The organism is Amycolatopsis acidicola, from assembly GCF_007713735.2.
Lineage (GTDB): Bacteria > Actinomycetota > Actinomycetes > Mycobacteriales > Pseudonocardiaceae > Amycolatopsis_E > Amycolatopsis_E acidicola.
This window is the reverse complement of sequence record NZ_VMNW02000019.1, coordinates 103,188-126,890: the sequence shown is the minus strand read 5'-3', so window position 1 is coordinate 126,890 and position 23,703 is coordinate 103,188. Positions and strand designations below refer to the sequence as shown.

The 23,703-nt window shown below is 69.9% G+C and carries 22 protein-coding genes and 1 riboswitch; of the genes, 9 read left to right on the top strand and 13 right to left on the bottom strand.

Annotation, left to right across the window (positions count from 1 at the left end):
* A partial coding sequence (locus FPZ12_RS46855; protein WP_166462764.1) for an alcohol dehydrogenase catalytic domain-containing protein occupies window positions 1-426 on the bottom strand: 426 nt, incomplete at its 3' end.
* A 175-nt stretch (window positions 427-601) separates the two neighbouring features.
* On the opposite strand from FPZ12_RS46855, the gene FPZ12_RS16110 reads away from it, so the two are divergent.
* The 4 genes from FPZ12_RS16110 (at window position 602) to FPZ12_RS16095 (ending at window position 4,156) form a co-directional block, all read left to right on the top strand.
* Window positions 602-1,333 carry a FadR/GntR family transcriptional regulator gene (locus tag FPZ12_RS16110; RefSeq protein ID WP_144753918.1) on the top strand — a complete coding sequence of 244 codons (732 nt, stop codon included), beginning with the start codon at window positions 602-604 and terminating at the stop codon, window positions 1,331-1,333.
* Between the two features lie 189 nt (window positions 1,334-1,522).
* The gene (locus FPZ12_RS16105; RefSeq protein ID WP_144753915.1) at window positions 1,523-2,536 is read left to right on the top strand and encodes an ABC transporter substrate-binding protein; all 1,014 of its coding nucleotides are present in this window, start codon (window positions 1,523-1,525) and stop codon (window positions 2,534-2,536) included.
* A 13-nt stretch (window positions 2,537-2,549) separates the two neighbouring features.
* Window positions 2,550-3,350, top strand: coding sequence for an ABC transporter ATP-binding protein (locus tag FPZ12_RS16100; RefSeq protein WP_144753912.1), 801 nt, complete (start codon window positions 2,550-2,552; stop codon window positions 3,348-3,350).
* A complete protein-coding gene (locus FPZ12_RS16095; RefSeq protein ID WP_144753909.1) occupies window positions 3,347-4,156 on the top strand; it encodes an ABC transporter permease in 810 nt (269 codons plus the stop codon). The genes FPZ12_RS16100 and FPZ12_RS16095 overlap by 4 nt, the downstream gene beginning before the upstream one ends.
* Here FPZ12_RS16095 and FPZ12_RS16090 read toward each other — a convergent pair.
* On the bottom strand, window positions 4,153-5,277 hold the full coding sequence (locus tag FPZ12_RS16090; RefSeq protein WP_144753907.1) for a fumarylacetoacetate hydrolase family protein: 1,125 nt from the start codon (window positions 5,275-5,277) through the stop codon (window positions 4,153-4,155). The genes FPZ12_RS16095 and FPZ12_RS16090 overlap by 4 nt on opposite strands.
* Before the next feature lie 56 nt (window positions 5,278-5,333).
* Window positions 5,334-5,924 (bottom strand): TetR/AcrR family transcriptional regulator, encoded by a 591-nt coding sequence (locus FPZ12_RS16085; RefSeq protein WP_144753933.1) that lies wholly within the window; start codon window positions 5,922-5,924, stop codon window positions 5,334-5,336.
* A gap of 113 nt (window positions 5,925-6,037) precedes the next feature.
* Here FPZ12_RS16085 and FPZ12_RS16080 point away from each other — a divergent pair, with 113 nt between their 5' ends.
* Window positions 6,038-7,558 (top strand): MFS transporter, encoded by a 1,521-nt coding sequence (locus FPZ12_RS16080; protein ID WP_144753904.1) that lies wholly within the window; start codon window positions 6,038-6,040, stop codon window positions 7,556-7,558.
* Between the two features lie 20 nt (window positions 7,559-7,578).
* On the opposite strand, the gene FPZ12_RS16075 is transcribed toward FPZ12_RS16080, so the two are convergent.
* The 3 genes from FPZ12_RS16075 to metH all read right to left on the bottom strand — a co-directional run bounded on the left by FPZ12_RS16075 (window position 7,579) and on the right by metH (window position 12,751).
* Window positions 7,579-8,694, bottom strand: coding sequence for an NDMA-dependent alcohol dehydrogenase (locus tag FPZ12_RS16075; protein WP_144753901.1), 1,116 nt, complete (start codon window positions 8,692-8,694; stop codon window positions 7,579-7,581).
* 143 nt (window positions 8,695-8,837) lie between these two features.
* Entirely contained in the window at window positions 8,838-9,146 is a 309-nt protein-coding gene (locus tag FPZ12_RS16070; protein ID WP_144753898.1) for a hypothetical protein, read from the bottom strand.
* A complete protein-coding gene (gene metH, locus FPZ12_RS16065; protein ID WP_166462763.1) occupies window positions 9,143-12,751 on the bottom strand; it encodes a methionine synthase in 3,609 nt (1,202 codons plus the stop codon). Before metH ends, FPZ12_RS16070 begins: the two co-directional genes overlap by 4 nt.
* Before the next feature lie 15 nt (window positions 12,752-12,766).
* Window positions 12,767-12,845: riboswitch (S-adenosyl-L-homocysteine riboswitch) on the bottom strand.
* Between the two features lie 249 nt (window positions 12,846-13,094).
* Here metH and FPZ12_RS16060 point away from each other — a divergent pair.
* Window positions 13,095-14,273: a cytochrome P450 gene (locus FPZ12_RS16060; protein ID WP_243769872.1), complete on the top strand. Its 1,179-nt coding sequence runs from the start codon at window positions 13,095-13,097 to the stop codon at window positions 14,271-14,273.
* Here FPZ12_RS16060 and FPZ12_RS16055 read toward each other — a convergent pair.
* Complete coding sequence (locus FPZ12_RS16055; RefSeq protein WP_144753927.1) at window positions 14,242-14,991, bottom strand: class I SAM-dependent methyltransferase; 750 nt, start codon at window positions 14,989-14,991, stop codon at window positions 14,242-14,244. The genes FPZ12_RS16060 and FPZ12_RS16055 overlap by 32 nt on opposite strands.
* A gap of 122 nt (window positions 14,992-15,113) precedes the next feature.
* Between FPZ12_RS16055 and FPZ12_RS16050 the strand changes: the two genes are divergently transcribed.
* Window positions 15,114-15,695, top strand: a complete 582-nt coding sequence (locus FPZ12_RS16050; protein ID WP_144753892.1) for a TetR/AcrR family transcriptional regulator — start codon at window positions 15,114-15,116, stop codon at window positions 15,693-15,695.
* A 4-nt stretch (window positions 15,696-15,699) separates the two neighbouring features.
* Here FPZ12_RS16050 and FPZ12_RS16045 read toward each other — a convergent pair whose 3' ends face one another.
* The 6 genes from FPZ12_RS16045 to FPZ12_RS16020 are packed head-to-tail and all read right to left on the bottom strand — an operon-like array spanning window position 15,700 to window position 21,286.
* Window positions 15,700-15,921 carry a hypothetical protein gene (locus FPZ12_RS16045; protein WP_144753888.1) on the bottom strand — a complete coding sequence of 74 codons (222 nt, stop codon included), beginning with the start codon at window positions 15,919-15,921 and terminating at the stop codon, window positions 15,700-15,702.
* Complete coding sequence (locus tag FPZ12_RS16040; RefSeq protein ID WP_243769871.1) at window positions 15,921-17,240, bottom strand: glycosyltransferase family 2 protein; 1,320 nt, start codon at window positions 17,238-17,240, stop codon at window positions 15,921-15,923. Before FPZ12_RS16040 ends, FPZ12_RS16045 begins: the two co-directional genes overlap by 1 nt.
* The gene (locus FPZ12_RS16035; protein ID WP_144753885.1) at window positions 17,237-18,340 is read right to left on the bottom strand and encodes a glycosyl hydrolase family 18 protein; all 1,104 of its coding nucleotides are present in this window, start codon (window positions 18,338-18,340) and stop codon (window positions 17,237-17,239) included. Before FPZ12_RS16035 ends, FPZ12_RS16040 begins: the two co-directional genes overlap by 4 nt.
* Entirely contained in the window at window positions 18,337-19,311 is a 975-nt protein-coding gene (locus FPZ12_RS16030; protein ID WP_144753882.1) for an NAD-dependent epimerase/dehydratase family protein, read from the bottom strand. The genes FPZ12_RS16035 and FPZ12_RS16030 overlap by 4 nt, the downstream gene beginning before the upstream one ends.
* A gap of 13 nt (window positions 19,312-19,324) precedes the next feature.
* The gene (locus FPZ12_RS16025) at window positions 19,325-20,593 is read right to left on the bottom strand and encodes a nucleotide sugar dehydrogenase (RefSeq protein ID WP_208025862.1); all 1,269 of its coding nucleotides are present in this window, start codon (window positions 20,591-20,593) and stop codon (window positions 19,325-19,327) included.
* A gap of 6 nt (window positions 20,594-20,599) precedes the next feature.
* Window positions 20,600-21,286, bottom strand: a complete 687-nt coding sequence (locus tag FPZ12_RS16020; protein WP_166462762.1) for a response regulator transcription factor — start codon at window positions 21,284-21,286, stop codon at window positions 20,600-20,602.
* A gap of 185 nt (window positions 21,287-21,471) precedes the next feature.
* Between FPZ12_RS16020 and FPZ12_RS45595 the strand changes: the two genes are divergently transcribed.
* A complete protein-coding gene (locus tag FPZ12_RS45595) occupies window positions 21,472-22,920 on the top strand; it encodes a polysaccharide deacetylase family protein (protein ID WP_166462761.1) in 1,449 nt (482 codons plus the stop codon).
* Window positions 22,913-23,647 (top strand): hypothetical protein, encoded by a 735-nt coding sequence (locus FPZ12_RS16005; RefSeq protein ID WP_144753876.1) that lies wholly within the window; start codon window positions 22,913-22,915, stop codon window positions 23,645-23,647. The genes FPZ12_RS45595 and FPZ12_RS16005 overlap by 8 nt, the downstream gene beginning before the upstream one ends.
* Window positions 23,648-23,703 lie beyond the last annotated feature (56 nt).

Here is a 23,703-nt window from a genome sequence, read left to right as displayed (position 1 = left end):
ATCGACCACCGCGCGGTACGCCGCGCGCCCCGCGTCGGTGCCCAGCGCGGCCTGCTCGAACGTCACGCCCTCGGGCACCGGCACGAGGTCCTCGGGCAAGGCCGTGCACTGGAAGGAATAGCCGCCGTCCCGGCTGATGCCCGGCCGCGTCCGCCCTGCCGGGAAAACGCCCACCCGGTCGCCCACCGCGTAGCCGGTGACGTCGGCGCCGACCTCGGTGATCACCCCGGCCAGCTCGTGCCCGAGCGTCAGCGGGAACGGGCCGATCCGCTCGGACCACTTCGGCTCGTGCAGAATCCCGACGTCGGTGTGGCACAGCCCGGCCGCCTTGATGTCGATGAGCACCTCGTCCGCGGCGGGCCTCGGCGGCGGCACCTCCGCGAGGACCAGCGGTGATCCGACGCGTTCGAACTGCCAAGCCCTCATGACCCACCGTTCCTCAATGACAATCGTTATACTAAATATAGGCACAAGGCCCGGGCAGGCGCAACGATGGAGGAGGAACACGCGGGCCGACTTGGCGCGAAAACACCACGTCGGGAGCCAATCGATGGATATCGTTATCATCGGCAGTCCCCAGCCGCACTAGGGAGAAACCAGCATGAACCCATCGGCACGCCCGAAAAAGACGGCGCTGCTGGTCGCCGAACGGATCGTCGAGGACATCCACCGCCGCGGCAACCAGGCAGGCGACAAGCTCCCGCCCGAGCGCGTGATGCTCGAGGAGTACGACGTCGGGCGCGGCACGCTGCGAGAATCCCTGCGGTTCCTGGAGTTGCAGGGCGTGCTCACCCTCAAGCCCGGCCCGAGCGGCGGCCCCATCGTCCAGCACCCGGACCCCGGCGCGCTCACCACGTCGCTGCGCCTGCTGCTCCAGTTCCAGCAGGCGCCGTTCCAGACGGTCATCGAGGCACGGGTCGCGCTGGAGCCCAGCATGGCCCGGCTCGCGGCGGAGCGGATGGACGAGGAAGAGGCCAAGGAGCTGGCCGAGGTCGTCCGGGTCGAGCGCGAGCAGCTGAACGACCAGTCGGCGTTCCGCGCCCAGACCCGCGAGTTCCACATGCGGATCGCGCAGGGCTCGGGCAACGCGATCTTCGGCATGCTGTTCACCGCGCTGTTCGACATCCTCGACGGCAACGGGTCGGGCGTCGACTACCCGTTGAAGCAACGCAAACTGACCGTCGACATCCACGAAGCGATCGCCACGGCCATCGCGGCCGGCGATCGCGAGGAGGCCGAGCGGCTGATGAAGGAGCAGATGCTCGCGCTGCTGACGTTCCTGAAGAAGCGCCACAGCCGGATGCTCACCGAGCCGATCACCTGGAAGGACTGACCCCTTCCCGCCCAGCGCACGCCCCGCCACCACTCACGGTGGCGGGGCGTTTTCGCGTGCATGATCCACAGTGGACAACGGAGCGCGTCGGGATCGTTACTTTTTCCCGTCGTTGACCGGTTTCCGAATTCATGCATATGATACGTCCCAATCTGACTACGGCAGTCCGACTCACAATGGAGACACCTCATGCGTGACAGGTGGAAGCTGACTCTGGGGGCTTCGCTCGCCGCACTGCTCATGGCAGGCTGCGGCACCAGCGGCGGTTCCGGCGCCGCGAGCGGGGACACGGTCCGGGTGATGCTCGTACCGGGCACGATCTGGGGCGTCCCGCTGCAGGCCGCACAGGACCAGGGCTACTTCAAGGCCGCGGGCATCGACGTTTCCGTCGACGAAGTGTCCGGCGGCATGGGCGCGAACCAGCTGCTGGCGAGCAACACCGTGGAGTACGGCGCGTCCTCGCCGTCCCAGGCGCTCGCCGCGGTGCAGGAGAACCAGGACGTCACGATAGCCTGTGGTGGCAACAAGTTCACCCCGACCGCGCTCGTCGCCCCGGCCGGATCCACGCTGCCCAGCACGAAAACCGGCGCGACCGCCGACCAGGTGCTGCAGGGACTTCGCGGGAAGACCGTCGGCATCCCGGTCGCCGTCGGCACCGGCACCGCCAACCTGCTGGTGGAAACCCTCGCCGGCGCGGGGCTCAAGACCGGCGACTACAGCCTGATCAACATCGGCACCGGCGCCTCGGCGCAGGCCGCGCTGACGGCGAAGCGCGTGGACGCCGCGATGGTCGTGACTCCCACCGTGGAGCCGATGCTCGCCGACGGCCAGGTCACCGAACTGGCCTATCTTTCCGACAGCGCCCCGAACTACCAGCTGATCGGCGGCGTCTGGCAGGCCCGCCGCTCGTGGGTCGAGCAGCACCCGAAGGAGTCCGCGGCCTTCTGCTCGGCGATGAAGCAGGCGTACGCCTACCTGCAGGACCCGAAGAACAGTTCCACAGTGGACGGTCTGGTTTCCGACGCGGTGGGCAAGAAGACCTCCGCCGCCGGTGTTGCCGCGATCCGCGAGCACCTGACCGTGCTCGACGCCGACATCACCGCCGACGCCATGCAGAAGACCATCGACGGGCTGACCCGCGCGGGCGTGCTCAAAGCGCAGCCGCCGGTGACGTTCGCCGGCGCGGTCAAGCTGAGCTCCTGAAAGGGCCGCGACCATGAGCGACACCCTGCTCAGTTTCCGTGACATAACCCAGAAATTCGGCGCCTCGCCGACGCTGGCGCTCCGGGACGTCTCGTTCGACGTCCCGGAGGGGCAGTTCATCGCGGTCGTCGGCGCCAGCGGCTGCGGCAAGACCACGCTGCTGAACATGGCGGCCGGACTGGTCGAGCCGACGAGCGGAACCGTTGCGCTGTCAGGGAAAGCACCGCGCTGCCCCAACTACGACCTCGGCTTCATGTTCGCCAGGGACGCGCTGCTCCCCTGGCGCTCGGCCGTGCGCAACGTCCAGCTTCCGTTGGAGGCGCGCGGTTTGCCGCGCCGGGCACGCAAGGAGATGGCGGAACGGATGCTGGGGCTCGTCGGCCTCGGCGGTCGCGAACACCAGTACCCGGCCCAGCTGTCCCAGGGAATGCGGCAGCGCGTGGCACTCGCCCGCACGCTCGCGGCCGACCCGCGCCTGCTGCTGATGGACGAGCCGTTCGCCGCGCTCGACGCCCGCACGAGGCTGCACATGCAGGCGGAGTTCCTCCGCATCTGGGAGACCACCGAGGGCACCCGGCGCACGGTTTTCCTGGTCACGCACGATCTTCAGGAAGCGGCGCTGATGGCCGACCGGGTGATCGTGATGCTGCCCAGCCCCGGGCGGATCGCCGTCGATCTGACCGTCGAGCTGCCCCGGCCGCGGGCCGACGTGCTCGAGGAGATCATCTTCACCGAGCAGTTCCGCGAGATCCAGGCCGAGCTCTTCGCGCATCTCGAAGGTGCGGTCGCGGTGAGTGGAAAGGGAGCGTCATGACCACGGAAACCGTTGCCCCGCCCCGGGTTTCCCGGCCACGCCGCCGCGCCGCGGAGTCCCGGCCGCTCGTGCTGACCACCCAGGTGGTGCTGCTGGTGGGCTTCCTCGCGCTATGGGAGGCGGCGGCGCGCAACGGCTGGGTGAACCCGATGTTCGTCAGCAGCCCGAGCGGGATCTGGGAAGCGCTGGTGGACTACCTCTCCTCGGACGAGCTGGCGTCCTCGCTGGGCTCCACCACGCTCGCGGTCGCCGAAAGCTTCGTCATCGGTTCGGTGCTGGGCATCGCGTTCGGCCTCGTGCTGGGCTGGAGCCCGTTCCTGGACAAGGTGGTCAGCCCGTTCCTGGTGCCGGTCAACACCGTGCCGCGGATCGCGCTGGCCCCGCTGTTCGTCGCGTGGTTCGGCCTGACGAACACCTCGAAGGTCGTGCTCGGCGTGTCGATCGTGTTCTTCATCCTGGTGGAGAACGCGCGTTCGGCGGTGAAGGGGCTGGAGCAGGACCAGCTGACGATGGCGCGCGTGATCGGCCTGCGCGGCGGCAAGATGCTCGCGAAGGTCGTGCTGCCGTCGGCGATTCCGACGATCTTCGCGGGGCTGCGGCTCGGGATCACGTACGCCATCCTCGGCGTGATCGGCAGCGAGATGATCGCCGCGAAGGAGGGGCTCGGGCAGGACATCGTCCGCTACAGCACGGAGTTCCAGATCGGTTCCGTGTTCGCCGTGCTGATCCTGCTCGTGGTGCTCGCGACCCTGGTGAGCTGGGTGTTCGGGCGGATCGAGCGATATCTGTTGCGCTGGCAGGGTTAGCGCAGTCCCCGGGCGGCGAGGTTGCGCATCAGAGCGCGGATGCCGAACTCCCAGTCCGGGGCTTTCTCCGCCGTCGTCACGGTGTTGACGAGCGCGCCGAGCGCGGGCGCCGAAATGCGCACGACGTCGCCGGGTTTGTGCGTGAAGCCCTGGCCCGGGGTGTCGCGGTCCTCGGTCGGGGCGAACATCGTGCCGGTGAACAGCACGAATCCGTCCGGATAGCGGTGGTGCGGCCCGAAGGCGTGCGAAATCAGCTCGGTGACGTCCCGGCTGATCTCGCTCACCGCGCTGGACCCGTGCAGCTCGAACCCGTCGGTGCCGGTGATGTCGAGGGAAATCTCGGTGCGCCGCGCGTCGTCGAGCGTGTAGTGCTCGTCGAACAGGCGCAGGAACGGGCCGATCGCGCAGGAGGAGTTGTTGTCCTTCGCCTCGGTCAGCAACAGCGCGCTGCGGCCCTCGAAGTCACGCAGGTTCACGTCGTTGCCGAGCGTGGCGGCGACGGGCACACCCGCCGACGTCACCGCCAGGACCAGCTCGGGCTCCGGGTTGTTCCAGGTGGAGCGGGCGAGCACGCCGATCTCCGCGCCGGTGCCGACCGCGGAAAGCACCGGGGCCTTGGTGAAGATCTCCGGATCCGGGCCGATCCCGACTTCCAGGTACTGCGACCAGAGCCCTTCCGCCACAAGGAGTTCCTTGACCCGCGCGGCTTCCTCGGAACCGGGCCGCAGCCGGGAGATCCGGCCGCGCACCACCTCGCCGATGCGCGTGCGAATTTCCTCCGCACGCAACGGGTCTCCCGCCGCGCGCTCCTCGATCACGCGCTCCAGCATGCTCCGCACGAACGTGACCCCGGCCGCCTTGATCACCTGAAGGTCAATGGGCGCAAGGAAAAGCCCGCCCTCGGCCAGCTCCGCGAGCGGCCACGCGCGGCTGCACTCCGCGGACCGCACGAGCTCGGCCGCGTCCTCGCGCTCGAGCAGATCCGCCACCGTCGGCGCCAGCGCCGTCAGGTCCACCACCTGTTCGCCGCGGACCGCGGCCACGCAGGGGCCGCCCGCCACCGGGTCGAATACCCGCGCGAGCAGGGTGGCACGATCGGCGTCTTCGGGCAGGAGATCCACCCGGACAACGTGCCACCATCAGCGAAATCGGGTCAAGAGCAGCAGATTTGGACTCGCTACCGCGCCGAGCCCGCCAGGTAGTCGTCCACGAGCCGGGCGCAGAACTCCTCGTCGTTGGGGCGCCGCGTGATCAGCGTGTTGAACAGCAGCGGCCCGACCAGTTGCGCGGCCGCCGCGTCGATGTCGCTTTCGGACGGTGACGGCAGGCATTCCGCGAGCACGGCGTTGAACGGGCCGCGGTAGTTGTCCATGATGTGCTCGCGCAGCGCCTGGAGCCTGCTCTGCTCGGCGCGGTCGGGCGCGTCCGCGGAGTAGCCGATCGTGGCCAGCCACACCACCGCCGCCGTCGTCGGCGCGTTCTCGATCTGTTCCGCCTGCGCCAGCAGCAACCGCAGCAGCCGGTCTCGCGGCGGCGCGCTCGCCTCCGGCAGCTTCAGCGGGGGCAGCAGTTCCTGGAACGCGGCGGCGAGCAGCTCGGTGTTGTTGCGGAAATGCCGGTACAGCGTGGACCTGGCGACACCGCTGCGCGCGGTGACCGCGTCGATGGTGACCTGTTTGAACCCGCCCTCGGACAGCAGCTCGACCGCGGCGGAGAGGATCGCCGAGCGCGAGCGGTCCAGCCGCGGATCCTGGCTACGGGGCGTCATCACCACCGGATTCTCCCTCACCCAGGGTCGGAAAGAGATTCAGGACTGCCAGTCCTGCTACGATACTAATGGTTTCGTTTCTCGTCCACGCCTTCTCGATGAAGCGAGGTGGCATGTCGGTAAGTTCCCCACCCGCGGCGGCCCCGGCCCTTTCCACGGCGCGCCGGGCGTGGACGGTCGGGCTGATGTGCTCGGCGGTCGGCCTCGTCATCGCGATGGTCACGATCGTCAACACCGCCCTCCCCTCGATGGCCGCGCAGACCGGCGCGAGCCAGGCGCAGCAGACCTGGATCGTCGACGTGTACACGCTCGTGCTCGCCGCGCTCGTGCTGCCGGCGGGCGCGCTGGGCGACCGGCACGGGCGGCGCGGGGTGCTGATCACCGGGCTGGTGGTGTTCGCGTTCAGCTGCGCGGCACCGTTGTTCACCACCTCCGCGGTGGCGCTCATCGGGGCCAGGGCCGTGACCGGGCTCGGCGCGGCGATGATCATGCCCGCCACGCTGTCGATCATCAACGCGAGTTTCCCGCCGGAACAGCGCGGCCGCGCGATCGGCATCTGGGCGGCCGTAGCCGGGGTCGGCGGGCTGGGCGGGCTGGTCCTCGCGGGCCTGCTGCTGCAGCATTTCTCGTGGCATTCGGTGTTCGTGGGCCCCGCGGTGCTGGCCCTGCTGATGGCCGCCGGCTGTTTCACCGTGCCGACTTCGCAGGAACGGACACCCCGCCGGTTCGACACCGCGGGCGCGGCGTTGAGCGCGCTGGCGATCGGCGCGCTGGTGTTCGGGATTTTGCGCGCCGCGGACCTCGGCTGGTCGAGCTGGGTCGTGCTCGGCGCGATCGTCGCCGGAGTGCTGCTGGGCGCGGCTTTCGCGTGGTACGAGTGGCGTCAGGACGCGCCGCTGCTCGACGTCCGGCTGTTCGGCAACCCGGCTTTCGCGACCGGCGCGGTGTCGGTCACCGTGCAGTTCACCGCCGCGTTCGGCGCGCTTTTCGCGCTGGCGCAATACCTTCAGCTCGTCCAGGGCTACACACCGCTGAAGTCCGGGCTGGTGCTGTGGCCGATCGCGGTGTCGCTGTTCCCGATGTCGATGCTGTCGGCGCCACTCGCGCGGCGGTTCGGGCTGCGCGCGGTGACGTGTGCCGCGCTCGGGATCATCGCCTTCGGGATCGTGCTGCTCGGCCTGCTGGGGCCGCACAGCAGCTACCTGTCGCTCGCCATCGCGGTCGGGATCCTGGGCGGCGGGTTCGGGCTGTCCTCCCCGGCGGCCACCACGGGGATCCTGGACAACGTGCCGCCGGACAAGTACGGCGTGGCTTCGGCGGTGAACGACGCGACCCGGGAAATCGGCGCGGCGCTGGGCATCGCGCTCGCCGGGAGCGTGCTGACTTCGACCTACACGTCGTCCATCGCCTCGGCGACGAACGCCCTTCCCCGTGATGTCAAGGAAATCGCGGACGGCTCGCTGGCGGGCGCGCTGGCCGTGGCGGAACGCTCCGGCCCGGCAGGCGGCCGGCTCGCGGAGGCCGCGCGCACCGCGTTCAGCGACGGCATGTGGTACGGGCTGCTCGCGCTGGCCGGCATCGTCGCGGTGGGGGTTGTCGTGGTGGCCTGCATCCGGCGGCCGCGGCGGGACTGAACCGCGGCCGCCGGGGCGGCTCACACGTCGTGCAGGATGACTCCCCTGATGTTGCGGCCCGCGTGCATGTCGGCGTAGGCCTGGTTGATGTCCTCCAGCTTGTACTGGGTGGTGACCAGTTCGCCGAGCTTGAGCTTGCCCGCCTTGTAGAGCCGGGCGAGCCGGGTGATCTCGTACGACGGCGTGCCCATCCCGAAAATGGTGCCCTGGATGCGCTTCTGCATCATCGACAGCGCCCACAGGTTGGTCGGCAGGCCCTCGTCGGCGGCGTTGCCGATGCCGGTCACGACGACGGTGCCGAACTTGCCGACCGCGTTGATCGCCTGCGCCACGTGGTCGCCCGTGGTGACGCCGACCGTGACGATCGCCGAGTGCGCGCCCTGGCCGTTGGTGACCGAGCGGGCGAAGTCGGCTGCCTCGTCGATGGTCGCGAACGCATGCGTGGCACCGAGTTCGAGCGCCTTCTCGCGTTTGAAGGCGACCGGGTCCACCGCGATCACGTACGCCGCGCCGCGCGTGCTCGCGCCCTGCACGGCGTTGATGCCGACGCCACCGATGCCCACGACGAGGACGACGTCGCCGCCCTTGACCTCCGCCGCGTACTCGGCCGAGCCCCAGCCGGTCGGCACGCCGCAGGACAGCAGCGCCGCGTGGTGGAAGGGGATGTCGTCGTCGATCTTCGTGAGCGAGAACTCCGGCACGATCGCCTGCTGGGCGAAGGTGCCGACCATCGTCATCTGCGCGGCGTCCTTGCCGTCGATGTGCGCACGGTAGGTGCCGTCGGTCATCGACCCGGTGAGCGCGTACATGCCGAGGTCACACAGGTTGCCGCGGCCCGACGAGCAGGCCTCGCACCGGCCGCAGGACGGGACGAACTGGGCGACCACGTGGTCGCCGACGGCCAGGTTGCGCACCCCGGGACCGACCGCCTCGACGATCCCCGCGCCCTCGTGCCCGCCGATCAGCGGGAGGTGGGGGGTCGGCATGTCCCCCGTCGTCGCGTGGTCGTCGGAGTGGCACAGTCCGGCTGCGTGGAACCGGACCCGCACCTCGTTCGCGGCCGGTTCGTCCAGTTCGACGTCCACGATCTGCCACTTGCCCGGCTGATCGAGCAGCGCGGCCGCACGGGTTCGCATCGTTGCCCACCTCCATGTTCGACGTTGCCTACCTGCACTCGTCCCGCGCCGGGACCCGATATAGAACAGGTTCTAGTTTCAGTCAAGCGTAGACACGTCGAGATGGCAAGGGGTCAGCGGTCGTTCCGGCGAACATGTTCCAGTCAGGAACGCGCCAGCGCCGCGGCGACGCCCTCGAAGGCGGCGTCGGCCCGGCGGCGCACGTCCGCGGCATCTGTACCTGACACGTCCAACGAGACAGCCGTCATGAGGTTGCCCCGCGCGGCGAGGAGGACGCAGTTCCGCTCGTTGAACGCATCCTTGTACTCGCCACAGAAGGCCGTGGCGCCTTCCGGCTTAAGCTCGGTCGTGCTGCTTACGGCGCCCGTTCCGGCCGCGCAGCCACCGGCGGCCCGCACCTCGTCGACGACGCGGGAGCCCGCTTCGTCGCGGTTTTCCCTCCGCTCGCTCACGCCTCGGGCTCGTAGTCGAGGTTCGGGCGCAGCCACTTCTCCACTTCCCGGACCGCGACGCCGCAGCGGCCCGCGTAGTCCTCGACCTGGTCCCGCCCCAGCCTGCCGACGGTGAAGTACCGCGAGTCCGGGTGCGCGAAGATCAGCCCGCTGACGCTCGCCGCCGGGGTCATCGCGTACGACTCCGTCAGCCCGATCCCCAGCGACTCCGCGCCCAGCAACTCGAACAGCTCCCGCTTCTGGCTGTGGTCCGGGCTCGCCGGGTACCCCAGCGCCGGCCGGATCCCGCGGAAGCGCTCGGCGTGCAGGTCCGCCAGCAGCGGCCGCGCATCCGGCTCGAACCACTCGCGCCGCGCCTCCAGGTGGATGTACTCCGCGAAGGCCTCGGCGAGCCGGTCGGCCAGCGCCTTGACCATGATCGCCCGGTAGTCGTCGTTCCGCTCCTCGTAGTACCGCGCCAGTTTCTCCGCGCCGTGCACGGTCACCGCGAACCCGCCGAGGTGATCACCTTGCGGGGCAACGTAATCCGCCAGGCAACGGTTCGCCCGGCCGTCCGGTTTGGACGTCTGCTGCCGCAGCATCGGGAACCGCACGCCGTTGCCCAGCACGATGTCGTCGCCCTCGCTGTGCGCGGGCCAGAAACCGTAGGCGCCGCTGGCGGACAGGCTTTCGTCCGCGATGATCTGGTCCAGCAACGTGTTCGCGTCGTCGAACAGCTCGCGCGCGACCGGCTGGTCCAGGATCGCCGGGTACTTCCCCTTCAGCTCCCAGGCCAGGAACAGGAACTGCCAGTCGATCATCTCGCGTAGCTCGGTCAGCGTCGGCGTAGACGTGCGCACCCCGGTGAACGACGGCACCGGCAGGTCGTCGAACGAAACCCGCTCCGGGTTCGCGCGCGCCTCCTCCAGGCTCAGCATCGGACGGCGCTGCTTGCTCGCGTGCTGTTCCCGCAGGCGTTCCTGGTCCTCGCGGTTGGTCTTGTCCAGCGCGGCGGCCCGGTCGGCGTCGAGCAGGTCCGACACCACGCCGACCACCCGCGAGGCGTCGAGCACGTGCACCGTCGTCTTCTCGTACGACGGGGCGATGCGCACCGCGGTGTGCTGTTTCGACGTGGTGGCCCCGCCGATCAGCAGCGGGATCTTCAGCCCGCGCCGCTGCATCTCCGACGCCACGTTGACCATCTCGTCCAGCGACGGCGTGATCAGCCCGGAAAGCCCGATGGCGTCGGCGTTTTCGGCGACGGCGGTGTCCAGGATCTTCGCCGCGGGCACCATCACGCCGAGGTCGACCACCGCGTAGTTGTTGCAGCCCAGCACGACCCCGACGATGTTCTTGCCGATGTCGTGCACGTCGCCCTTCACCGTGGCGAGCACGATCTTGCCCTGGCCGCGCTCGTCCTCCAGCGTGCCGGCCTGCCGCGCCCGCTCCTTCTCCGCCTCCATGAACGGTTCCAGGTACGCCACCGAACGCTTCATCACGCGCGCGCTCTTGACCACCTGCGGCAGGAACATCTTGCCCGAGCCGAACAGGTCGCCGACCGTCTTCATGCCGTCCATCAACGGGCCCTCGATCACCTCGAGCGGCCGCGCGCGCAGCTGCCGCGCTTCCTCGGTGTCGTCCTCGATGTAGTCGACGATCCCGTGCACGAGCGCGTGCCGCAGCCGCTCCTCCACCGGGGCCTCACGCCACGACAGGTCGACAACGCGCTTGCGTCCCTTGCCGCGCACGGTTTCGGCGTACTCGACCAACCGGTCGGTGGCATCTTCGCGGCGGTCGAACAGCACGTCTTCGACCAGTTCCAGCAGCTCCGCCGGGATGTCCTGGTACACGGCGAGCTGCCCGGCGTTGACGATGCCCATGTCCAGCCCCGCGCGCACCGCGTGGAACAGGAACGCCGAATGCATCGCCTCGCGCACGACATCGTTGCCACGGAAGGAAAACGACAGGTTCGAGATGCCGCCGCTGGTGCGCGCGCCGGGGCAGCGCTCCTTGATCCTCGGCAGCGCTTCGAGGAAAGCCTTGGCGTACCCGTTGTGCTCGCTGATGCCGGTGGCGACGGCGAGCACGTTCGGGTCGAACACGATGTCCTCGGCCGGGAAACCGACTTCCTTGGTCAGCAGGTCGTAGGCGCGGGCGCAGATGTCCACCTTGCGGTCCGCGGTGTCGGCCTGGCCCAGCTCGTCGAAGGCCATCACGACGACCCCGGCGCCGTAGTCGCGGACGCGGCGCGCGTGGCGCAGGAACGTCTCCTCGCCTTCCTTGAGGCTGATGGAGTTGACGACTCCCTTGCCCTGCACGCATTTCAGCCCGGCCTCCAGCACGCTCCACCGCGAGCTGTCCACCATGATCGGGATCCGGGCGACCTCGGGCTCGGTCGCGATCAGGTTCAGGAACGTGGTCATCGCCTGCTCGCTTTCGAGCAGATCGGCGTCCATGTTCACGTCGAGCAGGTTCGCCCCGCCGCGCACCTGGTCGAGCGCCACGTCGACGGCGGCCTGGTAGTCGTCGGCCTCGATGAGCCTGCGGAACCTGGCCGAGCCGGTGACGTTGGTGCGCTCGCCGATCATCACGAACCCGGTGTCGGCGCCGATCTCGAACGGCTCCAGCCCGCTGAACCGGGTGTGGGTGCGCTTCGGCGGGACTTCGCGCGGCGCGGCGCCGGCCACCGCGCGGGCGATCTCGCCGATGTGCTCGGGCCCGGTGCCGCAGCAGCCGCCGACGATGTTGACCATCCCGGCGCCCGCGAACTCGGCGAGCATCCGGCCGGTCTCGGCCGGGGTCTGGTCGTAGCCGCCGAACGCGTTGGGCAGCCCGGCGTTCGGGTGACAGGCGACGTAGGTGCCCGCGAGCTTGGCCAGCTGCTCGACGTGCGGACGCATTTCGGCTGCGCCCAAGGAGCAGTTGACGCCGACGACGAACGGGGCCGCGTGCTCGATCGCGCTCCAGAAGGCTTCCACGGTCTGCCCGGACAGCGTGCGCCCGGACAGGTCGACGATGGTCACCGAAATCCACAACGGCAGATGTGGAGCGACTTCGCGGGCGGCGGTGATGGCGGCCTTCGCGTTGAGCGTATCGAAGATCGTCTCGATCAGGAGCAGGTCCACGCCGCCCTCGGCGAGCGCGGCGATCTGCTCCGCGTACGCCTCGCGGACCTGGTCGTAGGTCACCGCGCGATAGGCGGGCTCGTCGACCTTCGGCGACAGCGAGAGCGTGACGTTGAGCGGCCCGATCGAGCCCGCGACGAACTTCCCGCCGGCCTCGTCCGCCGCCTGCCGGGCGAGGCGCGCGCCGCGCACGTTCATCTCACGGACGAGGTGCTGCAGGCCGTAGTCGGCCTGGCCGATACTGGTGGCGGTGAAGGTGTTGGTGGTGGTGATGTCCGCGCCCGCGGCGAGGTACTGACGGTGCACGTCGAGGATGACGTCCGGCCTGGTGAGGTTGAGCAGGTCCGGGTCGCCGGTCACGTCGCGGTCGTGCCCCTCGACCGCCTCGCCGCGGTAGTCCTCCGGGGCGAGCCCGGCGCCCTGCAGCATGGTGCCCCAGGCGCCGTCGAGCACCGCGACCCTGCTGTCCAGGATCTCCCGCAGCCCGGCTTTCGCGTCCACCAGCAACCTCCCGTGTCTTGGGAGGCGCCCTTGTTCGCAGTCGTTGCCGGCCGAGCGTGGCGGACCCAGGTCCGTTGCAGCGCCTCTCGGCCACCTACCAAGGTATGGGATCGGGCCCGCCGGCACCAAGGCGCATTCCGGATCGTGGAACACGGCGTGACCCCGGTCATGGTCGCCGTCCGTGACGCGAGGGGGCCACTCCGCCGGGAAATCGAACACTGATCTCGCCCGACCGGGCGAGATCAGCGCGGGAATTCGTGACCTGTCTTGCGAAATCCCGCGTTTTTCCGCTTACTGGATCGCGGTTTCCGAATATGCGGCCACCTGGGGGAAAGGGACTGCCGTGGAGCTGACCGCGTCCACCTTCGATCACCTCGATCCGGCGATAGCGCAGCACGTGCACGAGATTCTCGGGACCATGCGCGAGCAGCGCCCGGTGTCCCGTACCTCGGCGAACGGCGGGATGTTCGTCGTGACCCGGCACGACGACATCCGCCACGTCGCGCGCGACGGAACTGTTTTCAGCTCGGCCGCCGAACACGGCGCCGCGGTCGTGGTTCCGGAGACGGCGGAAGTGCTGGCCCCTTTGTTCGAACGCGACGGCGCTCCGCAATTGGCTTGGCGGCGCCATCTCCGGCAATTCTTCTCGCCACCCGCGTCGGCCCGGCTCGAGCCCTATGTTCGCGGGCTCTCCCGCGAGATCGTCACGCGCCTCGTTCCCGAAGGCCGCGCGGACTTCGTCGCCGAGATCGCCGCGCGGATCCCGCTGCTCGTGGTCGGCGCCCTCCTCGGCCTGCCCGAAGCACGGCGCCCGGAGCTGGCGGCCACGGTGCGCGCCGCCACCTTCGGCGGCGAAGCCGAGGGCCGCGCCTACGCCGGGTTCGTGCTGGAGCTGATCCGGGAACGCCGAGGCAGGCCCGACGACGGAGGGCTGCTCGCGTCGGTCGTCAACACGCCGATCGACGGGCACGAAGCGAGCGACCGGGAGCTGCTGAAGTTCGTGCTGCTGCTGATCGCGGCAGGCAACCTGACGACCACGGATCAGCTCGCGAGCACCTTGCTCGTCCTGGCGCGTGACCACGAACTCCGCGCCCGCGTGGCGGCGGATCCGGCGTTGATCCCCGCGCTGGTCGAGGAAAGCGTGCGCTTCGAGTCCGCCGTCGCGGCCACCGGACGCACTGTGCGCGCGGAGACCAGGCTCAACGGCGTCGGCCTGTCGCCGGGCGATCGGCTCCTGCTCACCTGGGGCTCGGGCAACCGCGACGAGGACCATTTCCCCGACGGCGCGAGCTTCCGCCTCGACCGCGGCCGGGTGCGGCACCTCGGCTGGGGCGCGGGCCCGCACCGCTGCATCGGCCTGCACCTGGCCCGGATGCAGCTGCGCGTGATCTGCGAAGAACTCCTCGCGGCGATCCCCGAGTTCCGGCTGCCACCGGATTTCGTGCCGGAGCTGACCTACGGCGTGATCCGCGGCGTGCGCTCGCTGCCCGTCACCTGGCCACCGCCGCTACGGCCCGCGTGACGAACGGCATCGTGAAGCTGCCGCCGATGCTGTCGACGGCCGCGCCCACTTCGCCCAGGATGTCGGCCAGTTGCGCGGGCGTGACGCGGGTGAGGCCGCCCGTGGTGGGCAGGAAATCCAGCCACTCGTCCCGGGTGTAGCGGCCTTCCCATTCGAAGGACCACTGCTCGGGCTCGCCGACCGCCTGGCCGAGACCTTCGCCGAACTTGGCGAACATCGCCTCGTAGATCTCCGCCGTGCTCCGCGAAGACACAGCGTTGAACAGCGCATCGGGCAGCACGCGGCGGAACGCGGACTTGAGCGCAGCCCCGACTTCGGGCGGCGGCTCGTAGACGTGCGCGAACAGGCACACCAGCCCACCGGGCCGCAGCAGCTTCGCCGCTTTCGCCGGACCGGCGACGGGGTCGACCCAGTGCCACGCCTGCCCGGCGACGACGGCGTCGAAGGTGCGGCGGAGCGGGTCCCAGTCCTCGAAAGTCGCCACCTCGACCTCGGTTCCCTTGCGGCGCGCGAACTCCGCCATCCGCTCGTCGGGGTCGACGCCGAGCACGCGGCAGCCGGCGGCCTGAAGCTGACGGGCCTCGATACCGGTGCCGCAGCCGACGTCGAGCACGTCCGGGCCGGGACTGGCCTCGACGATGCGTTTCACCAGCGCATCGGGATAGGGGGCGCGCGTGCGGTCGTAGCGTTCGGCGTCCGTGCCGAACGACTCGGCCATCCGTCTGGCCCGGTGCGGTTCGGGGGACGGCGGTAAAGTGGTCATGCGCCCACTTTAGTGGGCAAGCGCCCACTATCCAACCGGCCGCCGGTTCGCGCTGAGCGAAAAGGAGAATGGACCGTATGCCGACAGGGGTCCACCTTCGCGACGCGCGCCAGCAACTGTTCGACGCCGCCGAGCGCATCCTGCGCCGGGACGGGCCGAGCGCGCTGACGAGCCGCGCCGTCACCACCGAGGCGGACTGCGCGAAAGGCGTGCTGCACAAGCATTTCACGGACTTCGACGCGTTCCTCGCCGAGCTGGTGCGCGACCGCGTCGCCCGGGTCGGCGGCCAGTCCGCGGCCCTGCGCGGCTCGGCGGGCACCGGCACCGTCGAGGGCAACCTGACCGACGCGCTGCTGAACGTCTTCGACCCGGTGGCCGTCGGCATCGTCGCCCTCGTCGTCTTCCGCGACGAGTTGCGAGCGCGCCTGGGTGGCCCCGGTATCCCGGTCCTCACCGAGGCCACGGCGATGATCTCCGGCTATCTCACCGACGAATGCGAACTCGGCCGCATCGCCCCCGACACCGACGCGCACTCGCTCGCGCTCGCACTCATCGGCGCCGGCCATCTGCTCTTCGCCGACGAAAACCCGGACACCGAAGCCGTGGAAGCCGTGGTGCGCGCGGTAATCGCCGACGTGACCCAACGACGCCTGCTCTGAACGGTCAATCCTCGTCCCGCCGCGTAAGCTCCTCGTCCAGGATCGCACCGACCCTGGCAGACGCACCGGCCAACGTGCGCAGGCAGTACCACGCAAGCCCAGCGGCCGAGGAGACGAGCAACGCCAGCCTCGGTGACGGCAGCAGCCCGGCGGCTCCGCACGCACCCACGCCGACCATCACCACCGAGACCGGTAACACCGTCCACATCGGACTCTGGGCGGTCATCAGTCCGCCGCCGCTCCGGCACGCACGACGTCCGCGCCCCGCCGCGACGGGCTCTTCCAGCGGCCGGTGGACCGCGCCCGCCACGCGAGCGGGATGGCGGCGAGCCCGATCACCGCGTCGAGCACCCGCAGTGGCAACAGGAACGGCGCCGCCAGCAGGTACCGGCCCCGGCGTTCCACTGCGGCGACGGCCACCGTCAGCACCACGTCCGGCAGGAGGACGCCGAGGCCGATCGTGCTGAGCGACAGGTACTGGTGCACCCCGTGATACGCCTCGGCGAGACCGGGCACGGTGCCCAGCGGCGGCACCAGATCCGGCAGCGAGAGCACCAAGACCATCACCGGCAACAGGATCAGCAGCACGCTCGCCAGCACCATTTCCGTGATGTAGCACAACAACATCACCGAGAACAGGTTCCACCCCGGCCGGAACCGCCGCACGGTCTGCCAGAACCCGAGCGCCCACCGGCGGGTCTGCCGGACGTAGTCGCGCCAGACGTCCGGATCCTGGGTCAGCGCCCGCGCGCCGAGCGAGAACCCGACCTTCCCGAGCCGCCGCCGGTACACCTCGAAGGTCATGTTGAAGTCCTCGATCACCAGCCCCGGCGGGTTGATGTCGATCCGCGGCAGCACGCGGCCGCGGTACAGGCTCGCGAACCCGGGCACGATGTAGGTCGCGTTGGTGTGGCGCCAGGTCTGCCCGAACTTCAGCAGCCGCTGCAGCAGCGCGTAGACCCGCGACCGGTGCGCGGTCAGCAGGAACGCCGCCGCGCCACGCCGGGACGAGCTCCAGTCGGTCACCGCGCATCCGGCCACGGCCACCACGTCGGGGTCGTCGAACTCCGGCAGCGCCGCGGCGAAGTAGCCCGGGTCCAGACGGGTGTCCGCGTCCAGCAACAGCACCGCGCCGTAGCGCTCGGCCAGCACGAACCGCCGCACGCCTTCCTGCAACGCGCCGGCCTTGCCCACGTTGTGCGGGGTCTCGGCGACGTGAACCCCTTGGCGCATCGCGATTTCCACCGTGCGGTCGGTCGAGCCGTCCGACACCACGTACACGTTTTCCGCCGGCACGAGCGCGGTGATGGCGGCCAGCGAGTCCGCGATCACCACCTCCTCGTCGTGCGCCGCCATCAGCACCGCGACCTCGCTGAGGCTGACCTGGCACGAAGGCACGTCGAAATCCCGCTCCGGCCACGGCCCCGGCGGTTCCGGCGGATGCGGGCCCAGCCGCCGTTCGATCGCGCGCAGCAACCCTGCCGTGCCCCACACCGTGAAGTTCACGCCGAAGAGGAAGATCGCGAGCAGGAAGACCGGGATCACGACGACTCCCGGCGCCCGCGCCCGGCCAGGTACCAGTGCTGCCCCAGCTTCGCCCAGATGAGATCGTCCTCGGGCCCGAACATCCACAGGAACACCCCGCCGATCCGGAACTCCCGCGCCAGATCGAGCTTCGCCGACGCGCTGTAGGCGTTCTCGAACCACAGCTCGTGCCGCACCTGCTGACCGTCCACATAGGTCAGATGCGGCGATTCGCTCACGCCGTCCCATTCGACCTGCGCCTGGAACTCCCGCGACCGGCCGTACACCTGCAGCCAGCTGACCGGGGTGCCGTCATGGCCCACCCAGTCGTAGCCGTAGAGCGGGATGCCGAGCACGATCTTGGCGCGCGGGATCTGCGTCACGGCGTACTCCAGCACCGAACGCACCCACGACACGGGCGCGATCGGGCCGGGAGCCGAGGTCTGCCAGTGGTAGTCGTAGGCCATCAGCCGCACCTGATCCGCCGCGCGGCCCAGCGCGGCGTAGTCCTGTGCCTGGTTCCGCTGGTCGTAACCGGCGTCGGTGGTCTTCGCGAAAACGTCCACGGAGAGCCGTTTCCCGTTCGCGTGCAGCGCGTCGGCGAGCTGCGTCACGAACCCGCTGAATGCGTCACGGTCCGCGCCCGTCAGCTCCTCGTAGTCGATGTCGATCCCCGTGTACCGCTCACGCTCGACGAGCGCCACGACGTCGGTCACGTGCCGGCGCGCCGCTTCGGGGTCGTGCAGGATCCGGGACACCAGCGCCGACTGCCAGTGCCCGTCCGACACGTTCGCGATCGTCGGGGTGACCTCGATCCCGGCGTCGCGCAGCCGCGCGATCTGCGCCGCGCCGTCCGTGCGCGCCTGACCTTGTTGCAGCACCACGTTCCCGCGCTCGTCCAGGCCGTAGAGCCAGGGCGAGGCCTCGGTCAGCTCGTCGGGGTGCGCGAGCACGGAATCCGTGCCGCCCCTGATGTTCCAGTACGGCGTCGACGCGATCGTGTGGATCGCCGACGACGCGCCCGCGCCGGAGTCCGGCAGCAGCGTCACCGCCAGCAGTTCACAGGCCAGCAGCAGCGCGATCGGACCCCGGCGCGGGCCGGGTGGCGCGTAGTAGGTCATCTGTTCACCACGGCCGCCCGTCGTTCCGCCAGCACGCTGTCCAGGATGTCGGCGAGCCGCCGCGCGGGCCGGAACCCGATCGCCTGGAAAGCCCTGGTGCAGTCGGGAATCCGGCGTTCCATGTCCTCGTAACCCGGCCCGTAGGCCTCGGCGTAGGGGACGTGCACGATCCCGGCCGCCGATCCCGTCCTGGTGAGCACCGCCTGTGCGAGCTGCTCGATCGTGACCGGTTCCGGGTTGCCGAGGTTGTAGACCGTGCCGTGCGCGCTCTCGTCTTCGAGCAGCATGACCAGCGCGGGCACGATGTCGAGCACGTGGCAGAAGCACCTCGACTGCCGCCCGGTGCCGAACACCGTCAGCGGCTCGCCCGCGAGCGCCTGGTCGACGAAGCGCGGCACCACCATTCCGTAGCGCCCGCTCTGGCGCGGGCCGACGGTGTTGAACAGCCGCACGATGACCATCCGCAGCCCGTGTTCGACGGCGTGCAGGTGGGCGAAGGTCTCGTCGAGCGCTTTCGCCTCGGCGTAGGACCACCGGTTCTTCAGCGGGGAGCCGAGCACGCGGTCGTCGTCCTCACGCAGGCCCGGCTTGGTGTTCTTGCCGTAGACCTCGCTGGTCGACGCGACCAGCACCCGCGCGCCCGCCCGGCCGGCCTCGGTCAGCACGGTCTCGGTGCCGGTCAGGTTGGTGCGCAGGCTTCCCAGCGTCCGGTCGAGGATCGTGAACACCCCCACCGCGGCGGCCAGGTGGTAGACGGCGTCCGCCCCGGCCACGCAGGCCGCCACGGTCTCGGCGTCACACACCGAACCCGTGACCACGCGCAGCCGCGGATTCCCGGCCACCCCAGTCAGGTTGCGCACACTGCCGGTGCTGAAATCGTCCAGCACCGTGACCTCGTGGCCGCGGCCCAGCAGGTGTTCGGTCAGGTACGAGCCGATGAAACCGGCCCCGCCGGTCACCACACATCGCATCGTCGTAGGCCTTTCAGACGAGCGCGCGACCGGGCGCGGCGGTGAACGTGTAGGTGGCGTCGAGCACGATCGGGCATTGGCGCACCCAGTCGTAGTCGTAACCGGGATGCACGGTGTGCACGAGCGCGAGATCCCACTCGGCGCCGTGCGGTTCGGGCACGTTCTCCAGTACGCGACCGCCGCGCAGCAGCACGTGCCCGACCATCGGATCGTGGTAGTCGACCTTGGCGCCGAGCGCGAGCAGGCCGGTGATGATCTCGAGCGCGGACGACTCCCGCAGGTCCGCGACCCCGGGCTTGTAGCTGACGCCGATCACGACGACGCGCGCGCCCGCGAGCCCCCGCCCGGCCGCGGAAAGCGTTTCCAGCGCACGGGTGACCACGTGCCGCGGCCGGTCCGCGATCAGCGTCATCGCTTTGTCGACCAGTGGCGCGGTGACGCGGGCGGCGCGCAACTGCCACAGCAGGTACTGCGGATCACACGGGATGCAGTGCCCGCCGACGCCAGGGCCGGGGTAGAAGGGCATGAACCCGTAGGGTTTCGTGGCCGCCGCCTTCGTGACTTCCACCGGGTCCAGCGAAAGCGTGCCGCAGATCCCGGCGAACTCGTTGGCCAGCGCGATGTTCACGGCCCGGAACGAGTTCTCGTACAGCTTCGTCAGCTCCGCCGCCTCCGCCGAGCTGACGACGTGCAGCGAGGGTGTGAGCAGTTCCAGTACCGCGCGCGCTTTCTCGGCACAACGCCACGTGCTGCCGCCCACCACGCGCGGAGTCGCGCGCTGCGTGTGCTCGGGGTGGCCGGGGTCGATCCGCTCCGGGCTGAACGCGACGAAAACGTCCTCCCCCACCGTGAAACCCCGCTCCGCCAACGGTTCCGCCAGCAACTGCCGCGTGGTGCCGACGAAACTCGTCGAGGTCAGGATCAGCACCTGGCCGAGCCGGGCCTGCTCGACGACGGCGCGGCAGGCCGCCCGCAACGGGCTCAGCTCGGGGCCGAGGTGCTCGTCGAGCGGGGTGGGCACGCAGATGATGACCGCGTCGGCTTCGGTGATGCTGCTCTGGTCGGTGGTCAGCGTGAAGCCGGTGTCGCCGCGGGCGCGGGACAGGCGCTCCCGGTCCGCCTCCACGAGGTCGGGCTCGCCCGAGGCGATCGTGCCGAGCCGTTCGGCGCTGACGTCGAGTCCGGTCGTCCGGGCACCGGACTCGTGCAGGGCCAGCGCGGTCGGCAGGCCCACATAGCCCAGTCCCACGACGGCGACTGCTGGTGTACGGGGGATCGTCAAGGCGACTCACTCTTTCCGTGGTGGTGGGGTGAATTCCGCGGGCGCACCCGGTTCGATCCCGGCGGCGCGCGCCAGCTTGACCAGTTCGAGTCCACTGTGGACGTCAAGCTTCTTGAAGATGTTGCGCATGTGCGTGCGCACGGTGTGCCGGGAAAGCCGCAGCCGCACGGCGATTTCGGGTGCGCCGGCGCCGCTCACGACGGCACGGAGCACCTCGTTCTCCCGTTCGCTGAGGCTGTCGAACGGCTGCACGCGGCGCAGGTCCGCGGAACGCCACCTGGTGAACACCGCCGCCAGCAAGGACGGTGGGTACCAGGCGTGCCCGTGCCACGCGAGCCGCACGAGCGAAACGAGCCGTTCCGTGGAGCTTTCCTTGGGAATCCACACATCGAGCCCGGCGTGCGCGGCCTCCGCGGCCAGCTCGGTGTCACTGCTGCCGGTCAGCGCCGCGAACCGCGCGTTCGGTACGACGCGGCGCCAATCCCCCACGTGCGTGGCCAGCCGCCCGGCGAGTTGCTCGACCTCGACGGTCACCACGTCCGGCCGGGCCCCGCCGAGGAAACCGGCCAGCTGTGGATCGCACGCCGGCCGGTGCCCGGCCACCCGCACGCCGGGCACGGCCCGCAGGCCCGCCGCGAGCACATCGGCGAACAACTGCTGGTCCTCGACGAGGAACAGGCGCGCAATGTCCACGGTGCACAGCAAATAGGGCGGCGGCAGCGCTGTCGTCGTCCAGCTGCACGAGATTCGTCTCCCGCAAATGAATGAGGATCGGCCGCTTGCGGTAGCGGCGCTCATCCCCGCGGGCGAGTCGCCGCCCCGCCCCGCCGCCCTATCGTCGGCGCACAAGCGATCCGCCCACACTCTGGTGGCATGACATGAAAAGAAAGAGAAAACTCTTCGGGGTGGCCGTGCTCGCGGCCGCGGCTTCGTTGACGCTGGGCCTGTTCACCGTGCCCGCGGCCGCCGCGACCACGACCGCGGTCAGCCTGACCTTCGACGACGGCAACGCCGATCAGCTGCAGGCGAAGCCGATCCTCGACAAGTACGGCATGAAGGGCACCTTCTACATCATCACCGGTTCCATCGGCGCGCCCGGCTACCTCACGCGCACCGACCTGCAAACCCTGTCCACGGGCGGGAACGAGATCGCCGGGCACACCGTGACCCACCCCGATCTGACCACCGTCCCCGCCGACGAGGCCAGGCGGCAGATCTGCAACGGCAGGGCCACGCTCGCGAGCTGGGGCTACCAGGTCACGAGCTTCGCCTACCCGTACGCGGCGCTGAACAGCTCCGTGGAGAGCATCGCGCAGCAATGCGGTTACAACAGCGCACGCGGGCTCGGCGACCTGCGCTCGGCGCACGGCTGTTCCGGCTGCCCGTTCGCGGAAACCGTGCCACCGCCGGATCCCTACGCGGTGAAGGCGCTCGACGAGATCGACACCACGTGGACGCTCGCGCAGCTGCAGAGCGCGGTGACCAACGCCGAACGCACCGGCGGCTGGGTGCCGTTCACCTTCCACCACGTGTGCTCGGGCACCGGCTGCGACTCGCTGTCGATCAGCCCGACGGTGCTCGACCAGTTCCTGGCGTGGCTGTCCGCGCGCGCTTCCCGCGGGACGACGGTGAAAACGGTGAACCAGGTCGTCGGCGGCACGGTGAAACCGATCGTCACCGCGCCGGCGTCGACGAACACCGGGCTGGTGAACACCTCGCTGGAGAGCTCGACCAGCGGCACCGGGTTCCCGGACTGCTACATGCCGGGCGGGTTCGGCACCAACACCCCGACCTGGGCGCGCACCACCGACGCGCACACCGGCACGGCCGCGCAACGGCTGACCGTCACCGGGTATTCCAACGGTGACGCGAAACTGCTGCCCACGTTCGATCTCGGGGCGTGCACGCCGAAGGTGACCGCCGGCCAGACCTACACGGTTTCGGTCTGGTACAAGTCCACCGCCATCACGCAGTTCGCGTTGTACTACCGGACGGCGGACGGGTTCTGGACCTACTGGACGTCGGGGCCGTGGCTGGCCGCGGCGGCGAACTGGACCCAGGGCACGTTCACCACGCCGGCGGTGCCCACGGGCGCGGTCGGGGTCAGCTTCGGGCTGGCGCTGATCGCCAACGGCACCCTCACCACCGACGACTACGGGTTCGCCTCGGGCACGACGGCCGCGGCGCTCTCGGCTTCGGCGGCGGTGCCCAACAGCGCCCCGGCGATCGCGGGGCCGATGCAGAGTCACAAGTGGGGCCAGCACGCCAAACCGTCCGTGCCTCGCGTACCCGGCCAGATCATCCCGGCTCCCGCTCCGGGTGACTGACCGGTTCCTGGTGGCCGCCGTCGTCCTGGTGGCCGCCTGCTCCGGGCCCGCTCCCGCACCGGGACCGGGCCCGGAGCCCTACCCGTGGCACACCCGCATCGTGTCGACCACGTTCTGGGTCGGCGAGGTGTTCGACCCGCGCGCCGAGGACGGCAGCCAGGTCGAATCCAGCTACGACGCCCAGTGGCTCGCCCATTACGGAGGCTGCGACGGCGTCGAACGGGACGAGCGGTGCGACACCGAACCGAGAACCGCCGCGAACGGCTATTTCCCGACCGTTCTGGCCCCACGGGAAAATCCCTTCTACCTCGATCTGCCCTTCGACGACGTGAATGATCCGGGCGCATTCGGTGAGCGGGCCGTGGTGGTGCCATGGGCCGGCCGTCCGGAATTCGCGGGAAAGGCCACCGACCCGTCGGTGAGCCTCATGAAGAACCGCTGGGTGGAAGTCCGCCGCGGTGACCGCGTTTGTTACGGCCAGATCGAAGACGCCGGTCCTGGCGTCTACGACGACTCCGCGTACGTCTTCTCCACCACCGACACCCGCCCCGCGAACAGCCGTTACAACGGTGCCGGGCTCGACGTCTCCCCCGCGCTCAACGGCTGTCTCGGCTTCGGCGAGCTCAACGGGGAAACGGATCTCGTGGACTGGAGATTCGCGGAGAACGACGAAGTACCGCCCGGCCCCTGGCAAAGAATCATCACCACGAGCGGGGTCACCGGATAGCACGGGAAATCTCCGAAAACAATTCGGTGAACACCACGGAAAAACGTCGGCGCACC

What these genes read in the sequence shown, in the direction of transcription:
- FPZ12_RS16085 (WP_144753933.1), bottom strand. Translation starts at nt 5,924, where the DNA reads ATGACGCCCCGTAGCCAGGATCCGCGGCTGGACCGCTCGCGCTCGGCG.
- FPZ12_RS16055 (WP_144753927.1), bottom strand. Translation starts at nt 14,991, where the DNA reads ATGGCCGAGTCGTTCGGCACGGACGCCGAACGCTACGACCGCACGCGC.
- FPZ12_RS16035 (WP_144753885.1), bottom strand. Translation starts at nt 18,340, where the DNA reads ATGACCTACTACGCGCCACCCGGCCCGCGCCGGGGTCCGATCGCGCTG.
- FPZ12_RS16110 (WP_144753918.1), top strand. Translation starts at nt 602, where the DNA reads ATGAACCCATCGGCACGCCCGAAAAAGACGGCGCTGCTGGTCGCCGAA.
- FPZ12_RS16075 (WP_144753901.1), bottom strand. Translation starts at nt 8,694, where the DNA reads ATGCGAACCCGTGCGGCCGCGCTGCTCGATCAGCCGGGCAAGTGGCAG.
- FPZ12_RS16105 (WP_144753915.1), top strand. Translation starts at nt 1,523, where the DNA reads ATGCGTGACAGGTGGAAGCTGACTCTGGGGGCTTCGCTCGCCGCACTG.
- FPZ12_RS16100 (WP_144753912.1), top strand. Translation starts at nt 2,550, where the DNA reads ATGAGCGACACCCTGCTCAGTTTCCGTGACATAACCCAGAAATTCGGC.
- FPZ12_RS45595 (WP_166462761.1), top strand. Translation starts at nt 21,472, where the DNA reads ATGAAAAGAAAGAGAAAACTCTTCGGGGTGGCCGTGCTCGCGGCCGCG.
- FPZ12_RS16080 (WP_144753904.1), top strand. Translation starts at nt 6,038, where the DNA reads ATGTCGGTAAGTTCCCCACCCGCGGCGGCCCCGGCCCTTTCCACGGCG.
- FPZ12_RS16045 (WP_144753888.1), bottom strand. Translation starts at nt 15,921, where the DNA reads ATGACCGCCCAGAGTCCGATGTGGACGGTGTTACCGGTCTCGGTGGTG.
- FPZ12_RS16050 (WP_144753892.1), top strand. Translation starts at nt 15,114, where the DNA reads ATGCCGACAGGGGTCCACCTTCGCGACGCGCGCCAGCAACTGTTCGAC.
- FPZ12_RS16030 (WP_144753882.1), bottom strand. Translation starts at nt 19,311, where the DNA reads ATGCGATGTGTGGTGACCGGCGGGGCCGGTTTCATCGGCTCGTACCTG.
- FPZ12_RS16095 (WP_144753909.1), top strand. Translation starts at nt 3,347, where the DNA reads ATGACCACGGAAACCGTTGCCCCGCCCCGGGTTTCCCGGCCACGCCGC.